Here is a 23,073-nt window from a genome sequence, read left to right on the forward strand (position 1 = left end):
AGATTATCTCTATGCAATAGGGTGAGCGTCGAGGACCCTCGGTAGCGGAACCTGTATCGCTTCAACAGCGTTGCCATCCACCGCTACCGCGCGCCCGGCCGGTTGCTCGCCTCGCGTAAAACGATCCGCCGGAAGCGCCGTAACGGTGCAGATATCGGTATCCGCCAGGGTTGCGGGCGCGAGCAGAAGCGCACGTGAGCATCCCATAAGCGCCGAAAGCAGCGGGGAGGAGGCCCGCCTCGGCCAGGGTGTGTAGGTTACGAAGACCGCGCGGAAGGCCCCGCGCCGCTCCAGCAGAACGTTCTGCACTCCGGCCGAAAGGTACTGCAAATCATCGACGAGTAGCAGAGTCTGGGCGGGATGCTTCACTTCGCTCAGCAGGGAACGTACCGTTTCCTCCGTGAACGGCTTGGAACTATTGCCTCCCTCGATGCAGAGCGCCTCCAGATGCGGGTTGAGCTGGCGGACGCTCTCGAGTAGCGTGCTCTTACCCGTTGACCGGGCACCCGGGACGGGAATGATGCTTCCCCGCCCGGCGCTCAGCCACACGGGAAGACGGCGGCGGTTGAAACCCACGAGAAGCTGCTCACCCCGGGGGTTGCAGGTCTTTTGAGCTACGCGAATATACTCCTCCGCGGGCATGCGGAAATACTCCGGGAACTGGCGTAGCAGGGTGCCTGTCTGAGCGGATGCGCTCGCAGTTGAGCAGGCATACGCTTCAAAGTCTCGGAGGGGTAGCGTGCACGGTGCCAGCACCGAGGCGGTAAGCGGCTGATCCCCGATAAACCCCTCGTTGATGCTCCCCTCGACACAGTAGTGACCCTGGGACGGGACCGGGTAGTCGCGGCTGGCTGAACGCATCAGGTCGGTATCGAGGAAGCGGCGGCTCAGCAGAGTGGAGTGCGCGACCGTGCCGAAGCGTCCCCTCGGGCTCAGTGCAGAGGTGAACAGCACCGAGTAGCCGCGCCGGTAGCCTTGCGAGAGTACATCGTAGAGTAGATTCTCGGTATCGGGATGGCGGATGAGCGCATCCAGCCATCCGTCCAAGCCGTCCACGATGATGAGTGGGCGGTGTCCCTCACTTTCGGCGTGCAGGCGCTGTTCTCTCAGCTCCTCAAGGCAGAAACGCAGATGCTGGAGTTCTTGCGGCCCCACGAGCACCTCAAGGAACGGAGAATAGGGCTCCAAGTCCCGCTGGAGGGAGCCATCGGAGGTCAGTAGAACCACCGGGACTTTGGCGGATATCGCCTGAGCGAGCAGGCCCAGAAGAAACGGCATGCGTTCCGCGCTCTGCGCCAGAAGCCCCAGCGTTTGTCCGCCGTTCCACCTGTACCGGCCACGAACACCGTAGCGGGCAATCTCCAGTTCTCCCAGCAGATAACCGTTCCCTCGCTCCGTCTCCTCGGCCGGAAGTGACAGGGATAGAGATTCGGGAAGCTCCTCGGGGATGGGGCAGTACTCTTCCTGCTCATCCTTGCGGGGCCCGGTGCTGGGAGCGCCGTGCAGATATGAGGCGCCGTGAGGCCCCGCTACGGCGCGGAAGGTTTCTCTAATAGACCGGGTGAGGCACTCATCCTCTCCGTAGCGTTCCCTCGGCGATTCCTCCGTAACGTTGATGCACCTCCAACCTTCGAGATCGAGCGAGAAGACTTTCAGGGGAATCGCCTGCACCTCGGAGGGAACTCGGTCCGTGAGAGGAGCGCGGAACGAGAGGGAACGTCCATCCGGCAGACGAACGTACCCGGCCCCGGGCTGAGCAGCCGAGATATAGGCGGCCGCTTCGTGCTCCAACAGGTTGTAGGAGTCTTGTGCGCTGGCCACGCGCAGGCAGATACTCGTGGCGATATTGGCGCGGATATCCTGTGAAATCGTGCCCTGGGGACGCTGCGTAGCAAGAATCAGGTGCAGCCCCAGGGAGCGGCCAATCGTTGCGATGCGCATGAGCTCCGTCATCGCATCGGGCATGGAATCAATCAGCATGCGGAACTCATCAACGACGATGAGCAGCTCGGGGTAACGGGGGAGTACACCTTGCGCCCGGCAACCCGCCAAATAGTCGCGGTAAGAATTGACCCCGGCAGCCTGTAGATTGGTTTCCCTTCGACGGACGTCTGCCCTCAAGAACTCTAGGGCGCGCTCAACCGCGGAAACATCGAAATTGCTCAAGATGCTCAGAGTATGGGGCAGCTCGGCGAGGGGGCCCAGGCCCGCGGAACCCTTAAAATCCACCAGAATCAACCCGAGACGCTCGGGCGGGTAGGCCAGGGCGGCGCTCAGCACCAGGGAACGTAGCAGCTGGGATTTGCCGGCACCGGTGGTGCCGCCAAGCAGCCAGTGGGGCCCGTGTTCCGAAAGGCCGAGCGAAAACGAGCCCGCCTGCGAAACCCCCAGGTAGCAGCGGATGTCTTCGGCGTAAAGCCCCTTCTGCCATCGTTCCTTAAGCCCCTCGGCAGATAGGTCAACCCCGCCTTCGCCCCTGCCATTTTTCGCCTCCGATAGGGAGGAGAACCGATGCGCGAATTGGTGCACCTGCGCGTCGCTGATCTTGCCCGTCCTCGGCCCCTCCTCAACTAGATAGAGGTGGTCTAGAGCTTGGATAAATGCCTCGACGCCCAGCCCATCGGCGTGCAGGCATAGGTCATCGAGGAGGAGGGGGTGCACCTGTACTACTCCTTCGCTGGGCTGCTCCGGAGGCTTCGAGTAGTGCCGTGCCGCATAGCGGATGGAATGACGGTGGCTACCCTCGCTGACGCACTCGAGCCACCCCGCGGCGAAGAGAGATTCGCAGACGGTACGACCGGATGACGATCGCGTACCATCCTTCGGATCGGCGATGATGCACAGAGCCACCGATGCGCCCCTCGGCTCTTTGGGAGCCCGCGAGCCATTCCGTGTTGCGGCTTCGACGGCCGCCGCCTCAGCCTGGAGCGTGCGCACGAGCGGAGCGTAAATATCGCACGCGTCCTCCGACATAATCAACAGGGGAGGGGTCTGCGCGGAAAGTTCGTCGTGCAGGGCATCGTGAAGAGCCTGCCTTTCCTCGGGGGCGGTCTCGGAGCGCTGAGAGTACACGCTAACCCGGGGCACCACGGCGAGAGTTTGCAGGAGCGCGTTGATTCGCTCCTGTTCGGCGCTCGCAGGAGGGCCGAGCAGGATTGAGATACTTCCCGGATAACCGGCGACCAGCTGGACGAGATAGGCGCGCAGGTGCCCCTCGTCGAGCGAAAGAAGGTGCCCGAGCGCACCGTCGGGTAAGGGAACGTAGTGGGGTGCCCTCTGGAGCCTGGGTAGTGAGGCGAGCGTAAGATTACGTCCACGCAGGTAGGGCAGCCGAGGGCCGCATCCGAGCACGATGCCGGGGTGAGCGGGGAACGCGAGAAGGGCGGGGGAGGTTGCGGCGAACGCCAGATCCGCGACGGTGGGTAGATTCAAGGCCCGTTGCTCCTCTCGTTCGGCCGCCGTGCGGGTCATTGCGCGGCCCGCACGGTTTTCGGCTCGGCTTCCAAAGAAGTGCAGGAGCATGAGCAGGGAAGAGGCCGCCGACATGAGAAGCAGAAACCACAGCCCGGTCAGCAGCGCAATGGCCAGGCCCACGAGAATCGGCAGGCAAACGCTGAGTAGAATCTGCTTGAGCTTTCGAGGCTGGGCCGGGTTGACCGTGACGGGTTCAAACGGATTGCCGTCGGGGGAGTCCGCTAGGGAACCCTGAAACTTGTCGGCACCGCCCTTGGAAACGGAAGACGCCGCACGGTTGGAAGGAATCGGGCCTGAAACGCCGGGGTCTCGAAGAACGCAAAGGGACGATCCCAGAAGGAAGGGCTCGTCCCAGACAACCGGCCGTGCCCCATCGTCCCGAGTTCTCCGGATTTTACGCGCTGGAGTATTCACCGGGCGCCACAGCACACCCGAGCTATCGGCGTGGAAAGTTCCGTGAACCCCTCGTAGGAAGGGGTCTCGCAGATGCACGTGCCCGGCTTTTCCCCGTCGTCCGCGCGGGGATCTGCCCAGCGTGGTGTCCCCGCGGAGAATCGGGAAGGACTTGCCGGCGTCCGGGCCGCGTAGAACGCAGAGAAGGCTGATGGCCCGCCCGCTGTTGCCCGCACCGGTGGTATTTTCCTCTTCTCCGGAGCGTGCGCTCCGTGTAGGCAGGCTCAGATGCTTCTTACCGCTTGCGATTTGTTCTCGTAGAGCGGCGGCCAAATCGTGCTCCAGGCGTTTTTCTGCCCGGGCCAGCGTAACGTTTGCGGCCCTACCCGGTTCGCCTTCGACCCGCACGACGCGAGGGTAGGGGTGTTCTGCGGAGGTCTTGGCGCGGTCAAGAAAGTAGAGAGTCATGCCTATAGGTAAACCCATAGTGACTTAATGCTCAATATGTGCCATTTAAGATGACATAAATATTCGAATAATGCGTTTTTGCTATCTAAATATCTTAAATTCTGTGGATAACTGCATATTTGCCCGAAAGGCTACCCGGGGTGATTCTCACGATCAACCCCGGTGTGCGGCTTGTGCGCATGCGGTCGGCGGGTGTGCACACCATTCCACGAATGGTCTCTTCTGGGTAGTGAGCCTGCCTGCCCCGCAAGTGAATATTTACGCGTAAATAATTTCCCGCCCTGGTTTGCGCGGCTCCCGAAGCTCTTATCCTGAACGGCAAATAAAAATCTTCAGATGCGCGCTAATCCCGTTCATGTCCATCCGGAACCCAACGACCAATAGCGCAAAAACTCGTTCCCAAAAGTACCGAAAATCATGTCATAAGTATGCGGACCAGTTGATAAGCGGGTATCTTAGAGTATGACTATATCCATCGTGGGAGGGGCAAGGTGTGCCCCGCCCACGCGGATCGTGCCCTACCCGAACCAGCGGGGAAATGCCCGGTCTGGAAGGCGAAAACCAGCCCCGATAGGGGTCGGAGCGCCGTGATAATACAGGAGAAAACATTGACTGCTGACCTCGTAGTTGTCGGATCGGGCCTCTTTGGCCTGACCATCGCAGAACAGGCCGCCACCGAGCTGGGCCTGAAAGTCGCTCTGCTGGACCGTCGCTCCCACATTGGCGGTAACGCATACAGCGAGAAGGAGAAGCAGACCGGCATTGAGGTGCACCGCTACGGCGCTCACCTGTTCCACACCTCCAACGAGCGCGTGTGGGAGTATGTGAACCGCTTCACCGACTTCACGAACTATGTGCACCGCGTGTACACCCGCCACAACGGCATCGTGTACCCCATGCCGATTAACCTCGGTACCATCAACCAGTTCTTCAACGCCGCCTACTCGCCGGCAGAGGCAAAGGCGCTGATTGCTGAGCAGGCTGGCGAGCTGGCTGGTACCGACCCGCAGAACCTCAACGACAAGGGCATCTCCCTGATTGGTCGCCCCCTGTACGAGGCCTTCATCAAGCACTACACCGCAAAGCAGTGGCAGACCCCGCCGGAGGAGCTGCCCGCATCCATCATTTCCCGTCTGCCGGTGCGTTACACCTACGACAACCGCTACTTCAACGATAAGTACGAGGGCCTGCCGGTCGACGGCTACGCCGCTTGGCTGGAGCGCATGGCCGCACACCCGAACATCGAGGTTCACCTGAACACCGATTTCTTCGAGCCCGGCCACGAGTACTCCCGCGAGAACGTACTCGGCCAGATTCCCGTGGTTTACACCGGCCCGGTGGACCGCTACTTCGACTACGCCGAGGGCGATCTGTCTTGGCGCACCATCGACCTGGAAGAAGAAGTTCTGCCGATCGAGGACTTCCAGGGCTGCTCCGTGATGAACTACCCCGATGCTGACGTCCCCTTCACTCGTATCCACGAGTTCCGTCACTTCCACCCGGAGCGTGACTACACCAAGGACGCAACCGTCATTATGCGTGAGTTCTCCCGCTTCGCTAACAAGGGTGACGAGCCCTACTACCCGGTGAACACTGCCGTGGATCGCGAGAAGCTGCTGGCTTACCGCGACCTGGCTAAGGGTGAGGATAACGTGCTGTTCGGTGGCCGCCTGGGTACCTACAAGTACCTGGACATGCACATGGCCATCGCCTCGGCACTGTCGATGTTTGACAACAAGATCCGCCCGCACTTCACCGACGGTGCCAAGATCGAATCCGGTGGTGTGGACGCATAGTTATGGCTACTCAGACTTTGAAGACTCTGCAGCGGGTCATTTTCCCGAGCGCGGTTGAGACCGACGTCGTGCCCCTCTACGTGGATGCGGGCGTTGCAACCGGCGTTCAGCTGCCCACCCGTATCGACGGCGACGCCTCGACCTCCATCGCGGAGGCGATGAACACCTCCGGTCAGTCTGTATCGAACGCTAGCGCGAACCGTGATGCCGCGAACAGCCTGAACAGCCGCCGCTCCATCACCGTGAGCGCGGGCCAGAGCCTGTCGTTCGGTACCTATTTCAACGCCTTCCCCGCTTCGTACTGGCGCCGCTGGACCGACCTGAAGAAGGTCACCCTGAGCGTTCAGACCCGTGGCGAGGGCATGGTCATTGTGTACAAGTCCAATGGCCGTGGCGTGATCCAGCGTGTGGACGCCAAGCTGCTCTCCGGCGAGGAGACCACCACCTTCACGATGCCCCTGGCACCCTTCGGTGACGGTGGCTGGTACTGGTTCGACCTGTCAGGCACCACCGACCTCGAGCTGGTCGAGGCAAATTGGCTGGGCGATATCGAGCCCCGCGCCGACGTGAAGGCCGGCCAGGCAACCGTGCAGATTACCACCATGAACAAGGTGGAGTACTGCATCAACAACATTCGTGCGCTGGGCGAGAGCCCCGAGATTTTCGATGCCGTGCACGAGTTCCTGATTGTCGACCAGGGCACCCAGAAGGTTCAGGACCACGAGGACTTCGAAGAGGTCGTCAAGCCTCTGGCGGGCAAGTTCCGCATCATTAATCAGGGCAACCTGGGCGGTTCCGGTGGCTTCTCGCGCGGCATGTTCGAGGCCGTGAACAACGGCTCCGACTACGTGCTGCTGCTGGATGACGACGTTATCGTTGAGCCCGAGTCGATTCTGCGCATGGTGACCTTCGCAAACTACTGCAAGGAGCCCACCATCGTGGGCGCGCACATGTTTGACATGTTCGACCGCTCGGTCCTGCACGCGTTCGGTGAGGTCGTGGATCCGTGGCGTAACTTCTACGCTAAGCCGCACGAAGACATGGCGATGGGCCACAACCTGGGCCACCACAACCTGCGTAACACCCCGTGGCTGCACCGCCGCGTGGATGTGGACTACAACGGCTGGTGGATGTGCCTCATCCCGACCGCGGTCATCAAGGAGATTGGCCTGTCCCTGCCGCTGTTCCTGAAGTGGGACGACGCCGAGTACGGCCTGCGCGCTAAGGCCGCGGGCTTCGCGACCGTGTCCTTCCCCGGCGCCGGCGTGTGGCACGTGTCCTGGACCGATAAGGACGATTCCGTCGGCTGGCAGGCTTACTACCACGAGCGTAACCGTCTCATCACGGCCCTGTTGCACTCTCCCTTCGACAAGGGTGGCCGCGTGCTGCTGGATTCGCTGTTCCTTGACGTCAAGCACACCCTGTCGATGCAGTACTACACAGAGGCCGGCCGTCTGCTGGCTCTCGAGGACCTGCTGTCGGGCCCCGATCACCTGCACCCCTCGCTCTCGAAGCGTCTGCCGGTGATTCGCGCGATGGCTAAGGAGTACCCGGAGTCTCAGGTGAAGCCGAACGTGGATGACTTCCCGGCTATCCAGTCGAAGAAGCCGCCGTTCCGCGGTCGCCGCTCCTTCGCATCCCCCGGCTACAAGAAGCTTGCTTCGTGGACCGCGAAGACCGTGGGTCGCCAGCTCTTCAAGCCCGTGAGCGAAGAAGCGAAGGCGCATCCGCAGATTCAGCTGAACTACGGTGAAACCAACTGGTGGACCCTGTCGAAGTTCGACTCGGCTCTGGCCACGAACGCTGAGGGTACCGGTCTCTTCTGGTACCGTCGTGACCCCGAGCAGCTGAAGTCGAAGCTGATTCACGCCGCGAAGCTGCACGCTCAGCTGGTGACCGGCTGGGAGAAGCTGCGCGACCTGTACCGTTCGAAGGCCGCAGAGGTTGCCTCCTACGATGCGTGGGCTAAGACCTTTGCTGAGCATACGGATTCTGAGCTGACCCGATGAGCGATTTGAAGTCTGTTCCCCTGAAGGCGCCCGGTCGCGGCCGCGGCATTCTGGATGCGATGAAGAATCGCTACCTGCTTCGACTGCTGGTCGATAAGGAAATCCAGGTCCGCTACCGCGGCTCGGTGCTGGGTATTTTGTGGTCGTACATTAAGCCGGGCGTGCAGTTCCTGGTGTTCTACATTGCCATGGGTCTTTTCCTTGGCCTGGAACGCGGTATGCACAACTATGCGGTGTACCTATTCTCGGGCATGATTGCCATTAACTTCTTCTCGGAGGGGTTCGGCAACGGTGCCCGCGCCATGGTGGTTAACAGCGCTCTGATTCGCAAGATTTACCTGCCGCGTGAGTTGTTCTCGCTGTCGACGGTGTGGGTGGCTCTGGTGCATTTTGTGCCGCAGATTGTGGTCATGCTCCTGGCGTGTTTTGCGGTGGGTTGGCATCCGTCCGCGTTGGCTTTCGGGTCGATTCTGGCGGGCATGCTCATCGTGATGCTGCTGTCCTATGGTCTGGGTCTGATTTTCGGTGTGGCTAACGTGTTCTTCCGAGATTCGGAGAACATTGTGGACATGCTGCTGATGGTGGCTACCTGGTTCTCGCCGGTGCTGTACTCCTGGACCATGGTGCGTGACACCCTGTACCCGTGGGTGTTCAACGTGTTCATGATTAACCCGCTGACCGTTGCGGTGGAGCTGTTCCACTATGGCTTCTGGCATCCGACGCTCCGTCCTGAGGATTTGGCGCTTCCTGCTTCGCAGGTGGTTCCGCATCTCTTCAGCTTCTGGACTCCGATTGCCATTGGTATTTCTCTGCTGACCGTTTTGATTGGTGATTTGCTCTTCCGTAAGTTTGAGGGCAACTTCGCCCAGGAGCTCTGATTCTGTGGATATTAAGAAGCTTGAGTTCCCGCCGGTGAGCCCGGACGCTCCCGTGGTGATTCACGTGGAGAATTTGGTGAAGCGCTTCGTTCTGCGCCACACCCGTTCGATGAAGGAAGCTTTTGTGTGGCTGATTAAGGGCCGCAAGGGTGATCTTTCGGAGAAGTTCAATGCGCTCAACGGCGTGAGCCTGGATATTCGTCAGGGCGAGCGTGTGGCTCTTCTGGGTCTGAACGGCTCAGGTAAGTCCACGCTGCTGAAGATGATTTCTGGCGTGATGCGCGCCGATGAGGGTGAGGTTCTCACTCGCGGCAATATTGCGGGTCTGATTGAGGTGGGCGCTGGTTTCCACCCGGATCTGACTGGTCGCGATAATGTGTACCTCAACGGCGCGATTTTGGGTATGACCAAGGATGAGATTGAGGCTTCCTTCGATTCGATTGTGGATTTCGCTGAGATTCACGACTTTATCGATACCGAGGTGAAGTTCTACTCTTCGGGTATGTACCTGCGTCTGGCGTTCTCGGTTGCGGTTCATACGAACCCGGATATCTTCCTGGTGGATGAGATTCTTGCGGTGGGCGATGAGCCGTTCCAGAAGAAGTGTATTGCGAAGATTCAGGAGCTGTGCTCTGCCGGTAAGACTCTTGCCGTGGTGAGCCATGACCTGGATTTGGTTTCTAAGATTTGTGACCGCGGCGTGGTGCTGGAACACGGTAACCTTCGATTCGACGGCCCGATTAAGGAGGCCGTGAAGGTAATTCGCGGCGGTGACTAAACGCTAAGCGTCATGGTGAAGGGGCGTGTATTCCCGTGAGGGGAGTGCACGCCCCTTTGCCGTGCCCTGTCACTGCGCTCTTTCGTTGCGGGGTTATCGGCTCGTGAGGGACAGTGCGGATGGTCCTGGCCAAATCCGCGATGTGGATAAAGCACCAAATGTTACGCACGTATTCGTGGTAGGAAGATGGGCTGGACGCTAGATGCTGCAAGCTACCTCCCAAGGGCGGAAAAGAATACTTGCGGCGATTGACTAGGGCGTTTGTACTGATCCGGGTATTCCCCGCGTAGAAATGGCGCATATCACGATAGAAAATATCGAAAAACTACACCTGTAAATATTAAGTAGCGAAATATATAGTTTTGATAAATTTGATGCCCTGTGGCTAGGATGATGGAAGTAATAGGTTACAGTCGCAAAGTTGCATGTAACGCCACCACACACCGCAGCATCGGATTATTTCAATGGAGAACACCGTTCCGAATACCAAAATGGAACACCTGGCTCTACTTGAGGAGAACATTCGCAAGGCCATGCGCCGTCGCAACCTGGACCCTCGAGAGGACCGGGATGCCGTACGCGCGCTCATCGGTGAATGTTTGGACGAATATGAGCAGAAGCGCACCCGCGTCTCCCTGCCCGATGTGGGGGAGCGGAGCGTCGTCATCCAGCGGCTCCACGATGAAATCTGCGGTTTCGGGGTCATCCAGCCCTTCCTCGATGATGAGAGCGTTGAGGAGATCTGGATTAACTCGCCCGATGAAATCTTCATCGCGCGCAACGGCGAAAGCGAGCTCACCGGCCTGCATCTGAGCCCCCGGGCCATCAACAGCCTGCTGGAGCGCATGCTCAAGCCCTCGGGCCGTCGCCTGGACCTTTCCTCTCCCTTCGTGGATGCCTCCCTGCCGGATGGCTCCCGCCTGCACGCGGTAATCCCGGATATCACCCGCAGGCACACGAGCATCAACATCCGTAAGTTCGTGGTGCGGGCCCGCCGCCTGCCCGATTTGGTCCGCGTGAACTCCCTGAGCGCCGGCGCGGCGTCCCTGCTGCATGCGGCGGTGGAGAGCGGCATGAATATCCTCGTCTCGGGTGCAACCCAGTCGGGCAAGACCACGATGCTCAATTGCCTATCTGCATCGATTCCGCCGCGGGAACGCGTGGTCACCTGCGAAGAGATTTTTGAGCTATCCGTGCCGCTGCGAGATGTGGTGGGCATGCAATGCCGTCAGCCGAACCTTGAGGGTACCGGTGCCATTGAGCTGCGCCGCCTGGTCAAGGAGGCCCTGCGTATGCGCCCGGACCGCATCCTCATTGGCGAGGTACGCGAGGCAGAATCTCTGGACATGCTGATTGCGCTCAACGCGGGTCTGCCCGGCATGTGCACGATTCACGCGAACTCGGCACGCGACGCCGTGACAAAGATTTGCACCCTGCCGCTGCTGGCGGGCGAGAATATCTCCTCCTCATTCGTGGTGCCCACCGTGGCGTCCTGCTTTGACATCGTGGTGCATTGCGGCCGCGATTCGCGAGGGCAGCGCCGGGTCGAGGAGATTAGCATGCTCGGCGGTCGTGTCGAGGACGGGGTGATTGAGATGTCGCCGCTATTTGTGCGACGTGATGGGCGCATGGTCTGCGTGGCCCTGGAACTGCCGAACGCCGAACGTTGGGTACGTGCGGGACATCGTCCCGAACAGGTGCTGGCCCTCGCGAAAGCGGGGCAGTGATGCCGCTTTTCCTCAGCCTGATTTTGGGGTTGGGCGTCTGCCTGATTTATCTTTCCTGCTTTCCTGATAACGGCAAGCCACCGAAGCCGAGTAATGACCCGGCGCTGGTTGTGGCGTTGCGTAAGGCGGGTATGCATTCGCTGACTCCTCGCACGTTCATGTGGGTGAGCGTCGCCAGCGGTGTGAGCGCGTCGGTTCTGCTGCTGATGCTTACTCAGCTTTTGCCGCTAGGTCTGCTGGGCCTGATTGGTGGTTTTGCGGCGCCTCGTGTGATTGTGAATCATCGCGCCCGTGCCGCGGATGCACGCATCTGGCAGCTGTGGCCGGATGCCGTCGACCACCTGCGTTCGGCGATTCGTGCGGGCCTCTCCCTGCCGGAGGCACTGATTCAGCTCTCCTACCGCGGCCCGGAGGAACTTCGCGGGGCCTTCGCCCATTTTTCGCGTGACTATCGCGCCTCGGGTGAGTTCGTACCCTCGCTGAACCGTCTGAAGGAATACCTCTCTGACCCGGTGGCGGACACCATCATTGAGGCTCTCAAAATTGCTCGCGAGGTGGGAGGCTCTGACCTGGGCAAGCTGCTGGGCACGCTCAGCGATTTTCTGCGCGATAATGCCCGCACCCGCTCGGAGCTTCTGGCCCGCCAATCCTGGACAGTGAATGCGGCCCGGCTCTCGTGCGTGGCCCCCTGGTTCGTGCTCTGCCTGATGGCTACGCAGCCGGCGGCGCGCATGGTGTACAACTCCTTTGCCGGGGCCGTGCTCATGATGGCCGGGGCGACGGTTTCGCTGGCCGCCTATCGTCTGATGCTTCGCATCGGTGAGCTTCCGCGCGAACGGAGGGTCTTCGGATGAACCTTCCCATTGTGTTTGCCCTGTTGCTGGCGGCCGGCCTGGGCCTGATTCTTTCGTCGGTTCTGAATACTCGAAGCGTTTCCTTCGCCGATCGCGTGGCGTCGCAGTTGCGCGGTGAGACTCTGCGTGAGTCGCTGTTGAAGGAGCAGGAGCGCCGTGAGCCGAGCCTGCTGGAGGCGATTTCGGCGTTCTGCGCGCCGCTTCTGCGTTCGCTGTCTTCGTCGCTGAGCGGCTCGTCGCTGAGCGATAGTTCGGTACAGGAGCGTCTGCGTCGTGCTGGTTCTTCGCAGAGTGTGAGCGCGTTTCGTGCTGAGCAGCTGCTGTGGGCTCTTGCCGGTGTGACCGTCATGAGTGCCTTGACCGTCATTGGCGTGGTGCAGGAGCGTTTCTCCATCCTGGTGGCTCTTATGCTGGTGCTGGTGAGCGGTTTGAGCGGCTTTCTGGCGCGTGACTGGTGGCTGGGTGAGGCGGTGACTAAGCGTGAGAAGCAGCTGGTTGCTGAGTTCCCGGCGCTGGCGGAGATGATGGCTCTGTCGGTGACGGCGGGCGAGTCGGCGCTGGCGGCTTTGGAACGTATCTGTTTGACCTCTCGCGGCGAGTTGGCTCGTGAGTTTTCTGAGATTTTGGCGCAGACCCGCACCGGCGTTTCACTACTGAGCGCGCTGCAGGAGTTCGCGGAGCGTACTCGCGTTCCGGCGTTGAGCCGCTTCGTTGAGGGTATTGCTGTTGCGATTGAGCGCGGTACCCCTCTGGCTGATGTGTTGCGTGCGCAGGCTCAGGATGTGCGCGATAACGCTAAGCGTGAGCTGATGGAAACAGCCGGTAAGAAGGAGATTGCGATGCTCGCCCCGGTGGTGTTTTTTATCCTGCCGCTGACCGTAATTTTTGCGGTCTTCCCGGGCCTGTCGCTCATGCGTTTGAACTTTTAGATTTTGCGGCGGGTACACACCGTACCGGCCGCACCGCGGCGGGCGGGGCTGATTGCCCGGCGCGCCGCACCAACCACACACTACACCCTTTGATAGAAGGAGAAAATCATGTTCCGTCGTTTCCGCACCACCCTCACCGTGCTGATTGCCCTGGCTATCGCATCCGTGCTGGCTCTGCGCCTGAAGAACAAGCAGGATGATCCCGAGCGCGGCGACGTGCCCGGCTGGGTCATGATTACCATGATGAGCGCCGTGCTGGTTGCCGCTATCCTGGCGATTGCTCAGCCCGCTCTGACCAAGATGTTCAACGACGCGATTGCTCTGGTTCACCAGTAATGCCTAAGCCCCACATCGCTTCTGAGCTGACTGCCGCTGAGCTATCCTCCGCGGAATATTCTGTGGAGGAGAGCGAGCGCGGTGACGCCAGCACGGAATTCGTCATGGTCGGTGCGCTGTTGGTGTTGCTGACCATGGCGATTCTGCAGGTTTCTTTCGCCCTGTATGCACGAACCATGTTGGTGGATGCTGCGGCGGCTGGGGCACGGTACGGTACGATGCGTGACCGCACTCCGCAGGAGGGCATGGAGCGTACCCGTCAGATGATTGAGGGGGTTCTTCCGTCCTCGTATGCTGAGAATATTTCGTACCGTCAGAGTAGTGATTCTACGGGCGTGCGCACTTTGGAGGTGACGGTGAAGTCGCCGTTGCCGGTGCTGGGTCCGTGGGGTTTTCCGGATTCTATTGAGGTGAAGGGGCATGCGATTTATGCGGAGCAGCGTTCCGGTGATTAGTGGCTTTTCGCTTCGACAGCGGGTGAAGGAACGCCTGAAGAGCCGCTCTGATCGGCCTCTTTCTGAGCAACACGACTCTGAAGAGGGCAGCGCCATTGTAGAGTTCCTGGGTTTGGGCATTACTCTGCTCATCCCGGTGCTCTACGGCATTCTGACGATTTTCAGCTTGCAGTCTTCGGTGATGGCAGCTCATGCGGCGAGCGCCCAGGTGGTGCTGTATGTGCAGGAGCAGCCGCAGGACTCGTCGGTTGGCCCGGATTTGGCTCAGCGTTTGGCGGTGCATGCTGCCGCGGATTACGGGGTTGAGCCTTCCGATGTGAGCGTGTCGTTGAGCTGTGCGTCGGGGGAGTGTGTCTCGGGTACGAAGGCGTACGCCACGGTGACGGTTCAGGCGCGTCTGCCGCTTCTGCCTTCGTTTATGGGTGGCGGCGTGATTCCGGTGAGTTCTCATGCGACGAGTTGGGGGTCTGGTCATGCTGATTCCTAATGGTTCGCTGGCTCGTGTCAACATGAAGATTCGAGCCCGTGCGCAGACCCGGGCGCTCGCCGCTGACCCGATCGCCTCAGGCCGCCTCGCCGCTGACCCGATCACCTCGGGCCCGGAAGAGGGCAGCATTGCCCCGCTGATTGTGGGCATGCTGGCGTTGCTTCTGCTCATCGGTTCGGTGACGGTGGCGATTACGGGTGCCTATCTGCAGACTCAGCATCTGCAGGATATGGCGGACGCTCAGGCGAACTCGATTACCCGCACGATGCGCACTCCGGATGAGGCGAGTGGTTCGGCGGCGTGGGAGTATGCGAGCGCGTACCTGGCTGAGGTTCAGCCGGGGCAGGATTTTCATGCGTTGCGTCTGGAGAACGTGTCCGTGGATTCTGATCACAGTGTGCACGTGTACCTGTCGGCTCGTATTCGTCCGCCGCTACTGTCGATTCTGGTGCCTGATGGTATTGAGGTAACAGCTCACGGTTCGTCGCGTTTGAAGACGAGCCAGGGTCCCTCCACCGATTAGTGCGTCCATCAACGGCGCACGGGCATATCGGCACGGGTATATCGGCTCACTCGCTTATTGGCGTGTTGTGAGCCTCCTAGACTGCGAGGGCGCATCCGCAAGGTAGTGTAACGGCTAGCGGATGCGCCCTCGTTTTATGCCCTTTTTAGGTCTTCGTTGCGCGGGTTCTGCCCTCTGCCTGCCTTATCCTTCTGTGCTGTGGGCTGTTGGGGGCTGTAACGGCGGGACTTTCTGGCCGTTTCGCGATAGTGTTAAAAGCTATGGCATCCTTCGATTTTTCCGCTGAGATTAAAGAGCTTCGCGCTATCTTTGCCTCGATTGCCGCAGTGAGCGACATCGAGGGGATTGAGCGCGCCATTGAGGACCTGTCCGAACAGGCCGCCGCCCCCGACCTCTGGGATGATGTTGAGCATGCCCAGAAGGTGACGAGTGCCCTCTCCTACAAGCAGGCGGAGCTGAATCGTCTGCGCTCGTTGTCCTCTCGCATTGACGATGTTGAGGTGATGGTGGAGCTTGCCGAGGCCGAGGATGCTGAGACCGCCGCCGAACTACTGGCAGATGCGCAGGAGGAATGCGGCCAGATCCGCGCCAAGCTGGAGGAGCTTGAGGTGTTGGTGTTGCTATCGGGTGAGTACGATCAGCGTGAGGCTGTGGTGACGATCCGTTCGGGTGCCGGTGGCGTGGATGCTGCTGATTTCGCGGAGATGCTGCTGCGCATGTACCTGCGTTGGGCGGAGAAGAACGGCTACCCGACGAAGGTGCTGGACACCTCCTACGCTGAGGAGGCGGGCCTGAAGTCGGTGACCTTCGAGGTGAACGCGCCGTACGCTTTTGGCCGTCTGTCGGTGGAGGCGGGTACTCACCGCCTGGTGCGTATTTCGCCGTTCGATAATCAGGGCCGCCGCCAGACCTCCTTTGCGGCGGTTGAGGTGATTCCTCTGATTGAGCAGACGGATGCTATTGAGATTCCCGAGTCTGAGATTAAGGTGGATGTGTTCCGCTCGTCGGGCCCGGGTGGTCAGTCGGTGAATACGACGGATTCGGCGGTGCGTATGACTCACTTGCCGACCGGTATTGTGGTGTCGATGCAGAATGAGAAGTCGCAGTTGCAGAACCGTGCGGCGGCTTTGCGTGTGCTGCAGTCTCGCCTGTTGCTGTTGCGTAAGGAGCAGGAGGATGCGAAGAAGAAGGAGCTTGCCGGTGATATTAAGGCAAGCTGGGGTGACCAGATGCGCTCCTATGTTCTGCATCCGTACCAGATGGTGAAGGATCTGCGTACCGGCTATGAGGAGGGTAATACCTCTAATGTTTTGGATGGCGGTTTGAACGCCTTTATTGATGCTGGTATTCGCTGGCGTGCTTCGGGGCGCGCGGCTGAAGACAGCTAAGACGTGAAGGATTGAGTAATGGCTCAGAAAAAGAAGAAAGACGCAAAGAAAGACCCGAATAACGCGATTATTGCCCAGAATAAGAAGGCTCGCCACAACTACAACATCGTGGATACCTATGAGGCGGGCATCGTTCTGCTGGGCACCGAGGTGAAGTCTCTGCGTGATGGTGGAGCGTCCATTGTGGATGGTTTCTGCCAGGTGACCGATCACGAGTTGTGGCTCGAGGGTATTCATATTGCGGAGTACGGTTACGGTACGTGGACGAACCACGCGGCTCGTCGTCGCCGTAAGTTGCTGCTGCATCGTTCTGAGATTAATAAGCTGGCGCAGAAGCTGAAGGAGACCGGTTACACGGTGGTTCCGTTGAAGCTGTACTTCTCGAACGGCCGCGCGAAGGTTGAGATTGCCCTGGCGACCGGTAAGCGCGAGTATGATAAGCGTCAGGCTTTGCGTGAGCGTCAGGATGACCTGGAGGCGCGCCGCGCGATGCGTTACCGCAACCTCGGCTAGGGACTGGCGCATCGCTCTTCTCTCCCTCGGGAAGGGTGGGTGCCCCTACCTATAATGGTAGGTGGATAGTGCGCCGACCGGATGCTGTCTACAATTCCAAGCTCCGTCGTGCGCCGCCACAAACTATATCTATGTAAGGAGATCGATATGTCTGAGTCCTCGAACGTTCAGCCGTTGCCCGAAGACACCGCTTCCGCACCGGTGCAGGAAGCGGCGGAGCGCACCCCGCATCCTGTTGCGGAACAGAAGCTGAGCTCGGGGCTGGCTATCGCCTCCTTGGTATGCGGCATTTTGGGTATTCTGACCGGTATTTTTATCTACGGTGTTGCTCTCGGCTTGGCCGGTATTGTGCTGGGCATTGTTGCGCTGGTTCAGGTGCGTCGAGGCGCTGCTTCCGGTAAGGGCCTGGCGATTGGCGGTATCGTGACCGGTGTCGTGAGCTTCGTGGTGACCGCGGTGACCATCGCGGTCATCGTGCTGAACGCCATGATGGGTCAGGAATGCATCAACAACGGTCACGAGACGTCCGATGGTGGTTACGTGTGCACCCTGGGCGGTCACGAGCAGACCCTGAGCCCCTCGGAGTACAAGAACCTGAGCCGTTTCTAGGGCAGACGGTGCTGCCTCCTCACGGGGATAGCGCGCGCACTGGCTCCGAAGCATATTTGCTGGATGGAGGGCGTGGCGGCTCTCCTGATGAAAAAAATGCGTGATATGTGGTCAAAGAGCGGCTTGTTTATATAATTGTGGGTAAGGCTTGGCGCTACGTAGCGCGTTGAGCGAGATGAAACTGTTCACTGCAACTGTGAAAGAAAGAATGACAGATGTCTGAGAATAACTACGGAAACCCCCAGGGGAACGCGCAGAACCCCTATGCTGCTCAGCAGCCTGCTTCTTCCCAGCAGAACGACGCGTACGGCCAGTCCTCCTACAATCAGTCCTCGTACGGTCAGGATTCGTCCGCTCAGGGTTCCTACGGCCAGAACTCGTATGGCCAGAACCCCTACAACCAGTCCTCGTACGGTCAGGAGAGCCAGAACCAGTTCGGCCAGTACGGCCAGGACTCCTCGGCTCAGCAGTCTTCCCAGTACGGCCAGGGTTACCCCCAGCAGGGCCAGCCGGGTGAGTACAACAACTACCAGTACCAGCAGAACTCCTACCAGCAGCCCGGCCAGGATCTCTACAACTACGGCCAGCAGGGCAACTACCCCTACCAGGCATCGAAGAAGACCCCGGCTCTGGCTATCACCTCGATGATTCTCGGTATTGTTGGTCTTCTGACCGGCTTCTTTGCAATCGGCCTGCTCTTTGGCATCGCTGCCGTTGTTCTGGGTATCATCTCGCTGAAGCAGACCAAGGCTGCCGGCGCGGGTCAGGGCTTCGCAATTACCGGTATCATTACCGGTGCTCTGGCCTTTATCTTCGGTCTCATTATGGTCTTTGTCTATATCTTTGCCTTCCAGACCATGCAGAAGTGCGCCGAGGTTGGTACTAGCGACGGTCACGGCCACGTGGTCTGCCAGATTGGTGACGATCCGGACGACCTGATGACCGTCCCGGCACGTTAATAAACTTTAGAACGCCACCTGACGAGCGCGTTAGGGGAGGGGCGGAGTCTCAGATTTTCTGAGGCTCCGCCCCTCCCTTCGTATTCGGGGAATCTCTATGCTGGGGACAGACACTCGGCGTGTGCACGTCGTCTGGGGAGGCCTCGAGGGACTTGCGCCCGTTCGGGTGTCTCAGATATACTGAATCTCTACCGTGTTTGAATGGCACCACAGCGTCTAGGTACGCTGAGGAAAACTTTCAGAGGACGGTGGGCTTTTTGATAAAAGCATAGGGGGATGATCGGTTTCGACGATGTGAGTTGAGATGGGTGAAGCGTGCCGAGGATGCAGGGTTATCTCGTTAACGCCCTCTGCAAAAAATTAAGTGCAGAATCTAAGCGCACTGACTTCGCACTCGCTGCCTAAGCGCGAGTTGCCGTCTGTCGGCCTGAGCATGCCTTTGGCTCAGTTACCGGCATCGACTTAAAAGGCCACTGCTGCTAGCCCTTGTTGCGGGGGTTAGCGGGACTTTTACGTGACTAGGTTCGTCGGTATATGTGTTTATGCAAGTACCGGAGCCGAAAAGTAGCGTTCGCATAAACTGCGCACGGAGAAGCCCCGTTGACGCCACATCGGACCGGGGTTCGATTCCCCGCATCTCCACGATCTCCCAACCGCCCGCTATCCCGTATGGGGTGCGGCGGTGATTATCGGTTCCAATCCAGAGGAAGAACCGCGGTAGGTTTCTACCACCCGGCAGGACGCCCCACGGCGTCACCTGCCGGGTATTTTTATGCCCAATTGCGAGTCTATATTGCCGCTCCGTTCTGGGGTGTGCCGGCGTGCCCGTGGGCGCTCAGGTGACCGCATTGTAATGAGAACGCCATCAGAGAAGACGACTCACATGTCGTTGACTTCGAGGGTTGTTCTCTCTCCCCATTCGTTCGAGGGTTGATATTGGGGTAGCTGGTCCTCATTCAGAGACTACCTCCCTGACGAAATCGAGGATAAAAGACACAGCTGACTCGACAAGGATGTGTGCTACTTAGATAGGGCTGTCTATGAGCGAAATGCACGCTTCGAGTACAGCACCGTCGATGTCCCGGATAGTAAGGTTTTCATCTTTGCATTGCTATGAACTTCAGCCCGATATCCGTCACCCACATGGTGATTTGGGTCTTGCCTCCCCGCTAGAAGTATTTGATATCGATAATGTTGTCAATGATGATACACTCAGGTGGTTGGACACCGACTATGGAACAGGTTCTGAGTCATACAGAGCCCAACAGGCTCCAATGTTCCTAGGGGGCCGAAATCGACCGTTTATGAACACATCTATGACTCTGAAAGGGTAGAAGTGGCTAGACAAACAAAATCAGTTGAACCTCAAATCGCTGACCTATGCAACCGTTGGATGCACGATATGGGGTTGGACTACAAACTCGAGCAAGGCTCTCTCAATGAGGAGATTGACAAAGCTCTCGCTGAGTATGAGTCTAAGATGGGTGGAGCGGGCGGGAATCGTCCAGATGCAAAACTGCTACTTACCGATAGCACAGGCAAGCACTGGCCTATCCTGATTGAGTACAAGGGACAGCGTGACAAGCTCGTTAAGCTTGACGGACAAGCTCATGTCGCCAATCGGAAACGCAAGGGCGAACCTGACTACCGAAATATCGCAACATTCGCGGTTAACGGAGCCGTTCACTACGCGAATGCTCTGCTCCACTTCACTGGGTATACGGATATTATCGCCATCGGTGTGACCGGATACCTCGACCCAGATGTTGGCACCTTGCGCCATGAAATCGGTGTCTACTACGTTTCGAAGTCGAACCTGGGTGTTGGTCAAAAGGTCTCAGATTATAGCGATCTGAGCTTCCTTAGCCCCGAGCATTTCGACACCTTCATCAAACGAGTCAAGCAACTGTCTCTCACGCAGCGCGAACTTGAGGCTCTGCGCGAAAAGCGCGAGGGCGAGATTGCCGCCAGCCTCACCAAACTCAACAACGACATCTACCAGAACGAGAAGGGTATCGGGGAGTCGGACCGGGTCTATCTGGTGGCTGCGTCGATTATTGCCACGCTTGGCATTCCCGGCCATGTTGCACCACTGGACAAGAGTGAACTCAAGTCGTCAACTGAGGACGGTAGTCGCGATGGAGACATCATTATTCGGAAGATTCGGGCGTTCTTGAAGCACAAGAATCTGCCTGAAGATAAGCAGCGGTTCGTGGAGAGCACGTTGTCGAATGTGCTGCTGCAAGAGCGGATCAACAAGCCAGAGAACGGAGAGAGTCAGCTCCGGCGTATCTTCTTCAAGATTATCGATGACCTGGGAATTTACTACAAGATTGGCCTGACCACTGATTTCACTGGTCGCTTGTTCAACGAAATGTACTCATGGCTCGGGTTTAGCCAGGACAGCCTCAACGATGTGGTGTTGACACCATCGTATGTGGCGACGCTGTTGGTAAGGCTAGCACGTGTCAACAAGGACTCGCACGTATGGGATTTCGCTACTGGCTCTGCTGGGCTATTGGTTGCTGCGATGAATGAGATGCTTGCGGATGCGAAGAGGTCCAGCAAGTCTCCCGAAGAATTGGCTCAAAAGGAAGCTGGCATCAAGGCGAAGCAGCTGCTGGGCATTGAAATCTTGCCTAGCGTCTATATGCTTGCCGTCCTCAACATGATTCTTATGGGCGATGGGTCCTCGAACATCCTCAACAGAGACTCTCTTAAAGAATTCGACGCTGAGGACGTTCAGTTCCCGGCAGATGCGTTCATTCTCAACCCACCATATTCGGCACCTGGCAACGGCATGGTCTTTGTGGAAAAGGCGTTGTCGATGATGAACCGGGGGTATGCTGCGGTCATTATTCAAGGGTCCGCAGGCTCTGGGAAGGCCGCGGATTACAATCGGAGGATTCTCACCCATTCCACGCTACTGGCTAGTATCAAAATGCCTATCGACTTGTTCCTTGGCAAGGCAAGCGTTCAGACCTATATTTACGTCTTCCGCGTCGGTGAAGCACACCACTCGGATGATGTGGTCCGCTTCATTGACTTCACTGAAGATGGGTATGCGCGGTCAAACCGTAAGAAGGCCAGTGTGAATCTGAGAGACGTCGACCATGCTGCGGAGCGTTACGCAGAACTGGTCGACGTGGTGCGCTATGGGGAAAAGAAGCTCCAGCACATTCGCCCGCAAGACTTTTTTGAAGGCACCATTGACCCGACCAATGGGGCTGATTGGAATCAGAGCGCGCCCATTGACATCACTCCTACGTTGGAAGACTTCAAGAAGACTGTATCCGACTATCTCGCATGGGAAGTTTCAACTCTCTTGAAGAACATGAACCTGGAGGACGATCGCCTGGGAAAATAGATACCTCACTGCGTGCAAAGTTGGAAAGCGCACAGTGGGGGGAATTCAGAATCGGAGACCTTTTCAATATTCACCCAACCCGTGCTTACAAGCTGACAAACGGAGAGCTTTTTTCTCCAGTCGGTCGTATACCAGTGGTGACTAATTCTTCATCGAATAATGGAATAACAGGGTTCTCCACTTTACCTCCGACCGAGGTAGGACCGATGCTGACTTTTAGCGACACCACTACGGGGGATTGCATTTTTGTTCAGCCGCGCCCATTTATTGGATACCCGCATATTCAAGGGATGTACCCGGTGGAACAGCCTGACGAGTGGGATTGTGCTTCGCTTCTCTTTGTAGCTGCCCTCATGCGTAAGGCTGCACGTGGCCGCTTCAGCTACGGGAACAAGTTCACCAGAGATGCTGCTCGTGATATGCAAATTATGCTGCCGTGCAAGGGCGACAAGAGCATTGATTTTCAAGCGATGAGGTATATTGTCGCCGAGCTGGAGGCTCGGCATATCGCCGAGCTGGAGGCTTATCTTTCTTCCGCTGGACTCTCTGATTGCACTCTTGATGAGGTCGATTATGGAGCTTTATCTGCCCTCGCTTCGGCTGACTGGACTTCCTTCAACCTCAAGCAGCTTTTTGGTCCATCCACACGCGGTAAACGACTCAAGTCTGCGGACCGGACGGTGGGGGATTTGCCATTTGTGACAGCAGGCGAGTCTGATACGGGTGTTTCAGCCTTTATCGGCAATGATGTGCAGGTGTTCCCGGCTGGGTCATTCACCATCGACATGTTTGGTTCCGCTAAGTTCCGTAACTATAGCTACGGCGGTGACGACCATGTAGCGGTAGTGCACACAGAAAATCTCACGCGCAATGTCGCAATCTTTGTTACTGGTGCGGCACATAAGGCAGCCCACACAGGGGCATTTGATTATGGGCGGAACTTCTACGCGAAGGACGCCGACGCGCTGGATATTTCTTTGCCAGTAAAGGACGGCAAGCCTGACTGGGAACTCATGGATGCCGTTATTGGTGCAACCCACAAGCTGGTGGTGCAGGGAGTATCTGAATTCGCTGCCCACGAGATTGAGGCGAGTAGGAAAATCACCGGTTTGGGCGTTGAATGATTGCGG

General features: G+C 58.4%; 18 protein-coding genes and 1 other RNA gene. 18 read left to right on the forward strand and 1 reads right to left on the reverse strand.

The features are described 5' to 3' along the window. Positions 1 to 9: 9 nt before the first annotated feature. Positions 10 to 4,335 carry an FtsK/SpoIIIE domain-containing protein gene (locus tag AC3E6W_RS03120; protein WP_490652295.1) on the reverse strand — a complete coding sequence of 1,442 codons (4,326 nt, stop codon included), beginning with the start codon at positions 4,333 to 4,335 and terminating at the stop codon, positions 10 to 12. A 608-nt stretch (positions 4,336 to 4,943) separates the two neighbouring features. Between AC3E6W_RS03120 and glf the strand changes: the two genes are divergently transcribed. From glf to AC3E6W_RS03210, 18 genes are all read left to right on the forward strand, one after another. Continuing rightward, positions 4,944 to 6,131, forward strand: a complete 1,188-nt coding sequence (gene glf, locus AC3E6W_RS03125) for a UDP-galactopyranose mutase (protein ID WP_049333325.1) — start codon at positions 4,944 to 4,946, stop codon at positions 6,129 to 6,131. A gap of 2 nt (positions 6,132 to 6,133) precedes the next feature. Next, positions 6,134 to 8,140 carry a glycosyltransferase gene (locus AC3E6W_RS03130; RefSeq protein ID WP_049343999.1) on the forward strand — a complete coding sequence of 669 codons (2,007 nt, stop codon included), beginning with the start codon at positions 6,134 to 6,136 and terminating at the stop codon, positions 8,138 to 8,140. After that, positions 8,137 to 9,018: an ABC transporter permease gene (locus AC3E6W_RS03135; RefSeq protein ID WP_049333323.1), complete on the forward strand. Its 882-nt coding sequence runs from the start codon at positions 8,137 to 8,139 to the stop codon at positions 9,016 to 9,018. Before AC3E6W_RS03130 ends, AC3E6W_RS03135 begins: the two co-directional genes overlap by 4 nt. Positions 9,019 to 9,022: 4 nt before the next feature. Further along, positions 9,023 to 9,796 carry an ABC transporter ATP-binding protein gene (locus AC3E6W_RS03140; RefSeq protein ID WP_005505398.1) on the forward strand — a complete coding sequence of 258 codons (774 nt, stop codon included), beginning with the start codon at positions 9,023 to 9,025 and terminating at the stop codon, positions 9,794 to 9,796. A 464-nt stretch (positions 9,797 to 10,260) separates the two neighbouring features. After that, positions 10,261 to 11,523, forward strand: a complete 1,263-nt coding sequence (locus AC3E6W_RS03145; protein WP_490652296.1) for a TadA family conjugal transfer-associated ATPase — start codon at positions 10,261 to 10,263, stop codon at positions 11,521 to 11,523. Next, positions 11,523 to 12,377 carry a type II secretion system F family protein gene (locus AC3E6W_RS03150; protein ID WP_049358254.1) on the forward strand — a complete coding sequence of 285 codons (855 nt, stop codon included), beginning with the start codon at positions 11,523 to 11,525 and terminating at the stop codon, positions 12,375 to 12,377. Before AC3E6W_RS03145 ends, AC3E6W_RS03150 begins: the two co-directional genes overlap by 1 nt. After that, positions 12,374 to 13,306, forward strand: a complete 933-nt coding sequence (locus AC3E6W_RS03155) for a type II secretion system F family protein (RefSeq protein ID WP_490652297.1) — start codon at positions 12,374 to 12,376, stop codon at positions 13,304 to 13,306. The genes AC3E6W_RS03150 and AC3E6W_RS03155 overlap by 4 nt, the downstream gene beginning before the upstream one ends. A 108-nt stretch (positions 13,307 to 13,414) precedes the next feature. Continuing rightward, positions 13,415 to 13,642 (forward strand): hypothetical protein, encoded by a 228-nt coding sequence (locus tag AC3E6W_RS03160; RefSeq protein ID WP_005505403.1) that lies wholly within the window; start codon positions 13,415 to 13,417, stop codon positions 13,640 to 13,642. Next, complete coding sequence (locus AC3E6W_RS03165; RefSeq protein WP_490652298.1) at positions 13,642 to 14,097, forward strand: TadE family protein; 456 nt, start codon at positions 13,642 to 13,644, stop codon at positions 14,095 to 14,097. Before AC3E6W_RS03160 ends, AC3E6W_RS03165 begins: the two co-directional genes overlap by 1 nt. 112 nt (positions 14,098 to 14,209) lie before the next feature. Next, positions 14,210 to 14,584 (forward strand): pilus assembly protein TadE, encoded by a 375-nt coding sequence (locus AC3E6W_RS03170; RefSeq protein ID WP_294630727.1) that lies wholly within the window; start codon positions 14,210 to 14,212, stop codon positions 14,582 to 14,584. Then, on the forward strand, positions 14,547 to 15,107 hold the full coding sequence (locus AC3E6W_RS03175) for a pilus assembly protein TadG-related protein (protein WP_490652299.1): 561 nt from the start codon (positions 14,547 to 14,549) through the stop codon (positions 15,105 to 15,107). Before AC3E6W_RS03170 ends, AC3E6W_RS03175 begins: the two co-directional genes overlap by 38 nt. A gap of 260 nt (positions 15,108 to 15,367) precedes the next feature. Further along, positions 15,368 to 16,495 (forward strand): peptide chain release factor 2, encoded by a 1,128-nt coding sequence (gene prfB / locus AC3E6W_RS03180; protein ID WP_490652300.1) that lies wholly within the window; start codon positions 15,368 to 15,370, stop codon positions 16,493 to 16,495. Positions 16,496 to 16,513: 18 nt separating this feature from the next. Then, entirely contained in the window at positions 16,514 to 17,008 is a 495-nt protein-coding gene (smpB, locus tag AC3E6W_RS03185; protein WP_490652301.1) for an SsrA-binding protein SmpB, read from the forward strand. A gap of 147 nt (positions 17,009 to 17,155) precedes the next feature. Further along, positions 17,156 to 17,617 carry a DUF4190 domain-containing protein gene (locus AC3E6W_RS03190; RefSeq protein WP_070682404.1) on the forward strand — a complete coding sequence of 154 codons (462 nt, stop codon included), beginning with the start codon at positions 17,156 to 17,158 and terminating at the stop codon, positions 17,615 to 17,617. A gap of 215 nt (positions 17,618 to 17,832) precedes the next feature. Then, positions 17,833 to 18,576 carry a DUF4190 domain-containing protein gene (locus AC3E6W_RS03195; protein ID WP_070649185.1) on the forward strand — a complete coding sequence of 248 codons (744 nt, stop codon included), beginning with the start codon at positions 17,833 to 17,835 and terminating at the stop codon, positions 18,574 to 18,576. A 272-nt stretch (positions 18,577 to 18,848) separates the two neighbouring features. Beyond that, positions 18,849 to 19,221, forward strand: a transfer-messenger RNA (tmRNA) gene (gene ssrA, locus AC3E6W_RS03200). 757 nt (positions 19,222 to 19,978) lie between these two features. Then, a complete protein-coding gene (locus AC3E6W_RS03205; RefSeq protein WP_490652302.1) occupies positions 19,979 to 21,943 on the forward strand; it encodes an N-6 DNA methylase in 1,965 nt (654 codons plus the stop codon). Further along, a complete protein-coding gene (locus tag AC3E6W_RS03210) occupies positions 21,883 to 23,067 on the forward strand; it encodes a restriction endonuclease subunit S (RefSeq protein WP_490652303.1) in 1,185 nt (394 codons plus the stop codon). The genes AC3E6W_RS03205 and AC3E6W_RS03210 overlap by 61 nt, the downstream gene beginning before the upstream one ends. The last annotated feature ends 6 nt before the right edge of the window (positions 23,068 to 23,073 follow it).

Source organism: Rothia sp. SCPM-O-B-18226 (M350), assembly GCF_058213595.1.

Bases quoted from the DNA above. Each gene is read 5' to 3' on its own strand.
- AC3E6W_RS03120 (WP_490652295.1), bottom strand. From the start codon at position 4,335: ATGACTCTCTACTTTCTTGACCGCGCCAAGACCTCCGCAGAACACCCC.
- AC3E6W_RS03130 (WP_049343999.1), top strand. From the start codon at position 6,134: ATGGCTACTCAGACTTTGAAGACTCTGCAGCGGGTCATTTTCCCGAGC.
- AC3E6W_RS03135 (WP_049333323.1), top strand. From the start codon at position 8,137: ATGAGCGATTTGAAGTCTGTTCCCCTGAAGGCGCCCGGTCGCGGCCGC.
- AC3E6W_RS03145 (WP_490652296.1), top strand. From the start codon at position 10,261: ATGGAGAACACCGTTCCGAATACCAAAATGGAACACCTGGCTCTACTT.
- AC3E6W_RS03150 (WP_049358254.1), top strand. From the start codon at position 11,523: ATGCCGCTTTTCCTCAGCCTGATTTTGGGGTTGGGCGTCTGCCTGATT.
- AC3E6W_RS03155 (WP_490652297.1), top strand. From the start codon at position 12,374: ATGAACCTTCCCATTGTGTTTGCCCTGTTGCTGGCGGCCGGCCTGGGC.
- AC3E6W_RS03160 (WP_005505403.1), top strand. From the start codon at position 13,415: ATGTTCCGTCGTTTCCGCACCACCCTCACCGTGCTGATTGCCCTGGCT.
- AC3E6W_RS03165 (WP_490652298.1), top strand. From the start codon at position 13,642: ATGCCTAAGCCCCACATCGCTTCTGAGCTGACTGCCGCTGAGCTATCC.
- AC3E6W_RS03175 (WP_490652299.1), top strand. From the start codon at position 14,547: ATGCGACGAGTTGGGGGTCTGGTCATGCTGATTCCTAATGGTTCGCTG.
- prfB (WP_490652300.1), top strand. From the start codon at position 15,368: ATGGCATCCTTCGATTTTTCCGCTGAGATTAAAGAGCTTCGCGCTATC.
- smpB (WP_490652301.1), top strand. From the start codon at position 16,514: ATGGCTCAGAAAAAGAAGAAAGACGCAAAGAAAGACCCGAATAACGCG.
- AC3E6W_RS03190 (WP_070682404.1), top strand. From the start codon at position 17,156: ATGTCTGAGTCCTCGAACGTTCAGCCGTTGCCCGAAGACACCGCTTCC.
- AC3E6W_RS03195 (WP_070649185.1), top strand. From the start codon at position 17,833: ATGTCTGAGAATAACTACGGAAACCCCCAGGGGAACGCGCAGAACCCC.
- AC3E6W_RS03205 (WP_490652302.1), top strand. From the start codon at position 19,979: ATGGGGTTGGACTACAAACTCGAGCAAGGCTCTCTCAATGAGGAGATT.
- AC3E6W_RS03210 (WP_490652303.1), top strand. From the start codon at position 21,883: ATGGGAAGTTTCAACTCTCTTGAAGAACATGAACCTGGAGGACGATCG.